Origin of the sequence: Mesorhizobium sp. M0830 (genome assembly GCF_040319965.1) — a bacterium.
Classification (GTDB): Bacteria; Pseudomonadota; Alphaproteobacteria; order Rhizobiales; family Rhizobiaceae; genus Mesorhizobium.
Map to the genome: position 1 here is coordinate 1 of NZ_JAMYOR010000116.1, position 6209 is coordinate 6209.

General features: G+C 61.4%; 7 protein-coding genes. 2 read left to right on the forward strand and 5 right to left on the reverse strand.

Features of this window, described 5'->3' with window-relative positions:
• The first annotated feature begins 124 nt into the window (after positions 1-124).
• Positions 125-385, forward strand: coding sequence for a DNA-3-methyladenine glycosylase (locus NKI20_RS33185; RefSeq protein WP_352838184.1), 261 nt, complete (start codon positions 125-127; stop codon positions 383-385).
• Between the two features lie 44 nt (positions 386-429).
• Here the strand turns inward: NKI20_RS33185 and NKI20_RS33190 are convergent, their stop codons facing one another.
• A complete protein-coding gene (locus NKI20_RS33190) occupies positions 430-852 on the reverse strand; it encodes a spore coat protein U domain-containing protein (protein WP_352838189.1) in 423 nt (140 codons plus the stop codon).
• Between the two features lie 1680 nt (positions 853-2532).
• Between NKI20_RS33190 and NKI20_RS33195 the strand changes: the two genes are divergently transcribed.
• A complete protein-coding gene (locus tag NKI20_RS33195) occupies positions 2533-3042 on the forward strand; it encodes a ferritin-like domain-containing protein (protein WP_352486297.1) in 510 nt (169 codons plus the stop codon).
• A gap of 106 nt (positions 3043-3148) precedes the next feature.
• Here NKI20_RS33195 and NKI20_RS33200 read toward each other — a convergent pair whose 3' ends face one another.
• Genes NKI20_RS33200 through NKI20_RS33215 form a run of 4 tightly spaced genes read right to left on the reverse strand, consistent with a single transcriptional unit; the run spans position 3149 to position 5718 of the window.
• Positions 3149-3895: a hypothetical protein gene (locus tag NKI20_RS33200; protein WP_023761996.1), complete on the reverse strand. Its 747-nt coding sequence runs from the start codon at positions 3893-3895 to the stop codon at positions 3149-3151.
• Positions 3895-4791 (reverse strand): hypothetical protein, encoded by an 897-nt coding sequence (locus tag NKI20_RS33205; RefSeq protein WP_023761997.1) that lies wholly within the window; start codon positions 4789-4791, stop codon positions 3895-3897. The genes NKI20_RS33200 and NKI20_RS33205 overlap by 1 nt, the downstream gene beginning before the upstream one ends.
• Positions 4788-5183 carry a phage holin family protein gene (locus NKI20_RS33210; protein WP_023761998.1) on the reverse strand — a complete coding sequence of 132 codons (396 nt, stop codon included), beginning with the start codon at positions 5181-5183 and terminating at the stop codon, positions 4788-4790. Before NKI20_RS33210 ends, NKI20_RS33205 begins: the two co-directional genes overlap by 4 nt.
• Positions 5173-5718: a hypothetical protein gene (locus tag NKI20_RS33215; RefSeq protein ID WP_352838187.1), complete on the reverse strand. Its 546-nt coding sequence runs from the start codon at positions 5716-5718 to the stop codon at positions 5173-5175. The genes NKI20_RS33210 and NKI20_RS33215 overlap by 11 nt, the downstream gene beginning before the upstream one ends.
• Positions 5719-6209: the final 491 nt, after the last annotated feature.

Consider the following 6209-nt stretch of genomic DNA (forward strand, 5'->3'; position numbering starts at 1 on the left):
GGAGGGCCTGGCCCATGGCATTGATTCCTTTTTGTGAAACCAGTGCCAGCCGACGTCACAATGTCATCAAAACTGAGTCAGAGCCAAAATTGGACGCCGATCGGGGGTCAGTTTTGGAAGCCGTTTGACACTGGATGCGATGCGCGCCAATCGCGGCCTTGACGATCCCCGGCTGCTTTGTTCGGGGCCGGGGCGCCTTTGCCAGGCGCTGGCAATCGACAAATCGCATGATGGGCTGCCATTGGACGAGCCGCCATTCGAGTTCATGGCGCCGCTCGAACCCAGCGCCATCTTGACTGGCCGCAGGATCGGCATTTCCAAGGCTGTCGACGCGCAGTGGCGGTTCGGACTGCGCGGCTCGGGTTATTTGAGTCGCGAATTTTGATGCTGCGCACTACAACGGTATCGGTGTATGTCCAGGCGCGGGTGTTATCTGCGCGGGCGCGCGGGCATAGACCGTATATGCCTGGTCCATCCCGGTGCCGGTGCCGCTGGCAGTGTCGGTACCGATTGTGTTCCCCAAACCGTCGTCATGCCAACGTCGCTGTATAGCGAATAGCTCACAGGCTTGGTGCCGCTCGTCATCTTTCGGTTGGCGACCGTGGCGCCGGAACCGGCTCCCGCGCTCAGCCCGACTGTGTAGGGGGTCGAGTTGGTGCAGCGAACCGTGACCGAGCCCGTCGAATCGACATTACGCCAGCACTCCAGCGGAGTCACGCTGGTGGCCGAGACGTTGCAGTTCGCGTCGATTGTCGCGGTCCAGGTTGAACCGCTGCAGATAGCTTGGTGGGTGCCTGTCGCGCACGCTGCCCCGGTCTTGTAGTCGTAGGCGGCCGCCGGGGCCGTGGTCATGGTCCAGACATACGATCCGGGCCAATTGATCGAGAAGGACGCCGTCGCGTCGTCGACGGCTCCGCTCAGTACGTCCACCAAACCGTACGATTGGCGGCCGTGACCGAGCAGCTCTGAGGCCAAGCCCCTTGCAGACCGCAAGCGAAGAATGGCGAGGATTGGCCGCAGCCGGGCTGTCCGGTGAAGCGAACGCCATAGCCGACCATAGATTCTGAAAACTTGCTACAGTGCTCACCATGGTGTCTGCATATCATGGGGCCGAGATACAAAGCAGGCTCAACCGTCGATACGGCCGCGGCATGGGTGCGGCGGTAAGGCGTTAACCCCCTGGGGTGCCACCGTCGAAACGACGACTGCTCGAGGCGCAACCGCGACCTCCAACGGGTCGGCTGAAATGTTCGTTGTAGCCGCTGTTCTCAGGTCATCGCCTTGAGCGGCATGGGTCTGTAGGCGCAAGGCAGCAGATCGTCGGCTTGTGGATGGCAGGCGATGAGGTAGCACAGTTTTGGCTCTGGCTCCGCGGTATGCCGCAACTGAACCAACGTCCGGTTTTGTGCAATGGCGGAATCATCACGAGCGGCCGCAATGAGGCCGGTACCGGAACGACGGCTTTCGGGAGCGACTGGGATAAAGCCGCCAGTATAGAGGCCCCTCCGAGGCTATGGTGTGCCGCGCCTTGAGTTGTCGGAGGTAAGCATGGAGCGGGTGCCAAAGTAAATTTTGACAACTTTATATTCTCGAATCTTAGTCACGTGGGTGAGAAATCTGACCCTACGCCAGATCCGTGCCTCGGCGGGTTCAGGAGCACAGAAAATCGTCAACGTCGGCAAGGCGTTGCGGCTTATGGCGGTGACGCTCGTGCAAAGCAGGTCGACGAGGAGGCGGTGCCGCGGTGTTCAACCGAAGAGCGAGCATGCGGCCGACCGCCGCAGGGCCAGCCTTGATATACGCTGCCCAAACAAGCGCGGAGAGGCTGCAGGTGCTTGCCAACGAGATCCACGCGTTACGGCAGCGCGCAAGGGCGGGCCTCGTTCTGCCTCAAGCCGGCCGGTGGGTGCCAAGAATGCCGCGCCGCTGCTATGGCAATATGGGCAATTGATTAGCATATGCCGTACGACGAAGATTAGCGATTGAACCACGAGGCATCCAACAGGCGGCATTCGGGGATCACAACCGGGCTGTGATCGCCCGGTGGTGTCTCAGTTGACCGGCCTGTCATTCATGAGTCCGCTGAAGCGATTGACCCGGCGGCGAAAACCGTTGCGCTGAACAACGGTTCGAAGCTCAGCTACGACCGTCTCGTTGTTGCGCCAGGTATCGCATTCAGGGATCGGGCGCTTAGGGGCTATGACGAGGCTGCGATGGAGATCATGCGGCACGGCTGGAATGCAGGGCCGCAAATCAGGCTGTTGTGGAAAGCATGGAGGACGGCGGCCTATAGCAGCCGGCGCCGAGGGCGTTACCAAGTTCGTCCTCGGTTCCATCGGCCGAGGAGTTTCGCCGAAATGGCCGCAAGCGTTCCTAGACTTATTTTCCATCCCAGCGCTCATCCGACATTTAGCGAAACCGGAGCACATCAACCCGAGTGGTCACTCTTGAGCCTGTTCGTGCGATCCATCCTGCGGCCGGAACAATCCTCGTCGCTCGTGGTTTGGATGCCACCAAACAAGGAGACCTCTGATGTCTGAATCGCGCGAATGGATGATCCAGTGGCTGAGAGATGCCCACGCCATGGAAGAGCAGGCGGAGACGATGCTGTCTGGACAGTTGAGCCGCATCGAGACCTATCCGGAGCTGAGGGAGCGCATCCGCCTTCATCTCGAAGAAACAAGGCAACAGGCTTCCCGGCTGAAGACCTGCCTCGACCGTATCGATGAAGGATCGTCCACCGTGAAGGACGCGGGCGGCAAGCTCATGGCGCTCGCCCAATCCATCAGCGGCGTGTTCGCCGGCGATGAGGTGATGAAGGGCTCCCTCGCCAGCTACACTTTCGAGCACATGGAAATCGCCTCCTATACAATCCTAATCGCGGCGGCCAACGCCGAGGGCGAGACCGAAATCGTGCAGGCCTGCGAGCAGAACCTCCGCGAAGAGGAGGCAATGGCGGAGTGGCTGAAAAGCCGTCTTGGCCAAACAACCCAGACGTTCCTGACGCGGGCGGCCGCCGACAGCGACAGCGCCAAGCGGTGATGGCCGGGTTGGTTAGCACGAGAAAGGCGACCCGCTCCCGACAGCCGGGACACTGTCGTCCAGGCTGCTCTTCCGTAGTTCTGGAGTTCCGGCGCCGAATTCTCGCCTAGTCGACCGCCGCGTGCTCCTCAAGCCGTCGCTGATACGCAATACCTACCGCAGCCGCGATGGCTAAACCCGCGGCACCAAGAAGCAGCTTGTCTCGCGTCTCCTGATCGCTCAGTGCGCCCTGGACAGCAGATGACGCTTGACCGGCCGCAGCGGCTGCCCCCTCGGCGGCCTCGCTGCCGGCCTGCCGCAATTCGTCGACCAGATTCGGCGTCTTGGCGCCCAAATTCCGCACCTTCTCTTTTACGGCGCCAGCCGCTTCCTCCGCATGTTCCTTCACTGTTTCGGCCGTCTTGGCGCTCATTTCGCCGACCTTCTCTGCCAGCTCGACTGATTGCTCCTTCAAGCGCTCTCTGGCGAAAGCGAGAGGATCGACCTGCCCGTCCAAGCCCGGCTGAATTGAAGGCGTACGCAACAGGCTGAATAGTCCTGCTCCGATCAACGCGGTCGCGATTGGCGGACGGTGAAGGAACCGCCACGCGAGACCAGCCCCAATTACCAATGCGGCGCCAGGATTCGTGGCAGCCTTTGCCTTGAGATCGTCGATGATCTCCAGCGCCGTCGACTGCGCGGTCGATCTTGCTTTCGCGACCAGCGCATCCTTGGCCTCGAGCGCCTCTTGCTTCAGTTCGTCGGTAAACTCGGACACCGTATTTGGCGAGCGCAGCGTCGACAAATCTTCCGCGAGCCTTGCGCGGGCTGCCTCAACGTCGTGTTCGAGTTGGCGGAGATTTGCCTCGCCCATCACGAGCCTCGCTTTCCGCTGGACTGGCCGGATTTGCCGGACCGGGAAGCACCCGGCCGTTGTGACTGATCCGAATTGGCCGATTTATCTGTCGACCGGCCCATGCTACCCGGGGCCGATTGGCCGCGCGATATGCCCGAGGTCGCGGACGGCGACTCAGCCGACCCGGCTTGCTGTTCGCCCGACAAGGTGCTGCCGAACTCGCCAGCCACTTCGCTCACGACATCCTTGAGGCCATCAGCATTAAGGCCGCGCTCCTCGGCAGCGGTCCTGAGCCTTTCGCGCGCCTTCACCGTCGACTCCTTCAACCGTTCGCCGACTTTCTCGGCGCTGTCCGTCAACTGCTCTCCAGCTGGGCCGAGTGTCCGCTTTTCAAAATCCGTGGGGCGGATGGCTGCAGCGACAGCTGCCCCTGTGGCGAGGCCGAGCAGCGCCAGCGTCAGTGGCTGCTCTTCGACTACGCGGTTCACCGTCTCTTGGAAAGTTGATTGGGCCCGTCGCGCGACCCGCTCCGATGTCTCAGTGACGTTGCGTCGCGCCTCGTCGACGTATTCCGACGCGAACGAAGTGTAAGCGCTGGCCGTGGCCGCGACCTTGCCGCCGAGGTCCGAGGCATGCTCCCGTGCATTGTCTGCCGTCTCCGAAGCGTCCTCCGTGCTTTTCGACCGGCGCCCCTGGCCGGCGGTGTTCGAGGACGTTGGGTGAACGCTTCGCTGGCCCTTACTTCCGCGGGTTTCATCAGCGTGATCAAAGCCGCCGCTGGCCCATGCCCCCCTGCGGCGCATCAACAGCGCGCAGCCGGCTGCAACGAGAAGAAGGCCTTCCGGATTGTTTTTGGCGGCTCCGATGAGCCATTCCGCCGTTCCGATGTTGGGCATATGCGCTTCGCGGCTCATGTTAGATGCTCCTTGGTTATCGATATATCCTGTTTGATCTGATGGATTGAGCGCGTGGGCGTCATCTCCTTTTGCGCATCCATGCGGCCCTTGTAGTAGGCGAGTGCTCCAGCTGCGGCCACGACGCCGGCAACGATCAGGCAGGACCAGTGCATTACGATCCCAAAGCTAGCTATCCAGAAGACGAGGGCTTGCACTGTCAGCAATGCAGCGATCAGCCCAAGCACCCCGGCAGCGGACATCCAAATGCCGGCCCGAAGCTTGGCAAAAACGTTTTCAGACAGCTCCGCCCGGGCCAGCCGCAGCTCCTTTTGCACGAGGTCGGCAAGATCCGCCGCGGCGTCGGATAGTGCTCGTGGGAGCGTGGAATTCTTGAGCTGATCATGTGCCATTAAATTCGCTCGCTGCTTGCCGGTTGCGCCCGCGCACGGACTCATTGGAGCGTGACGACGCCGGCGGCGCGCTCTTCAGCGTCCGAAATGTCAAAAACCCCGCAAGGGCAGCAAGCCCAAAAACCAATCCGGGCTGGCGCCTAGTCAAATCGGAGGCGGCGCGGACCAGCTGATCGACCGACTGGTCCCGCAGATCGTCTGCGTAACCATCGATCCTGTTCGCAAACGTACGAACCACACCGGCGACTAAGGGCGCGCTTTCGTCGAGGTCCTCGGCTGCGCGTTTCGTCGAACTCGCGAGCTGGCCCATCACCTCGGCACTGCTGCCGACCTGACGGTCGAGCATTTCCTTCACCTGGTTGGTAACTGTTGACGCACTATCCGAGGCCGCCTCCTTGGCCGTATCAACTGCTTGTTGAGCCATGTCGGAGGCTTTCGAGAACACGTCGCTCACGGTTGCCCCAATGTCCTTGTTTGCAATGTCCTCATCAGGTGTTTTGGTCGCGGATTCTCGTTCCTTGTTTTGTCTGTTCATGGTTTCCTCCATTGACAGGCAAAACTGCGGCAAAACCTTTTAGTTCCGTGGAGCTGCTCAAAGAAGCTACCCTTGCGCGCGGATACGTCTCAGCACAGTCCAAAGTGCTTCCACGAAAGTGGCTTCCCGGCTGTTTCATAGGAGCCAACCATCACCGGTCTCGCCTCGCGAAGCTATCGGCAGCGATCCTTGCGGCAGCCCGGACCAAGGAGCGGTATTTCGCCGTCCAGTCATGCCCCCGGCGGTAGGGTCTCAGTTTGGGTTTCGGCTGTGGTTGGAAGCGGACTGCTGAGACCGGACCTAGCGGCTTGCCCCGCCACCCGGGCTATCACGGGGTGGCGGGCCTCCGACTCCCCCCGTGGTGTGGACGCGCCGTGACGACTATCCCCAGGTAAGTTGCCCGCCGTGCGTGTATCGACTGCACATTCGCCGCGGAGGTGCGTAGTCTGCGCCGTTGAACGGACACCGATAGGCCCGACAAGTACGCTGGA

Bases quoted from the DNA above. Each gene is read 5' to 3' on its own strand.
- NKI20_RS33190 (WP_352838189.1), bottom strand. From the start codon at position 852: ATGACCACGGCCCCGGCGGCCGCCTACGACTACAAGACCGGGGCAGCG.
- NKI20_RS33215 (WP_352838187.1), bottom strand. From the start codon at position 5,718: ATGAACAGACAAAACAAGGAACGAGAATCCGCGACCAAAACACCTGAT.
- NKI20_RS33195 (WP_352486297.1), top strand. From the start codon at position 2,533: ATGTCTGAATCGCGCGAATGGATGATCCAGTGGCTGAGAGATGCCCAC.
- NKI20_RS33200 (WP_023761996.1), bottom strand. From the start codon at position 3,895: ATGGGCGAGGCAAATCTCCGCCAACTCGAACACGACGTTGAGGCAGCC.
- NKI20_RS33210 (WP_023761998.1), bottom strand. From the start codon at position 5,183: ATGGCACATGATCAGCTCAAGAATTCCACGCTCCCACGAGCACTATCC.
- NKI20_RS33205 (WP_023761997.1), bottom strand. From the start codon at position 4,791: ATGAGCCGCGAAGCGCATATGCCCAACATCGGAACGGCGGAATGGCTC.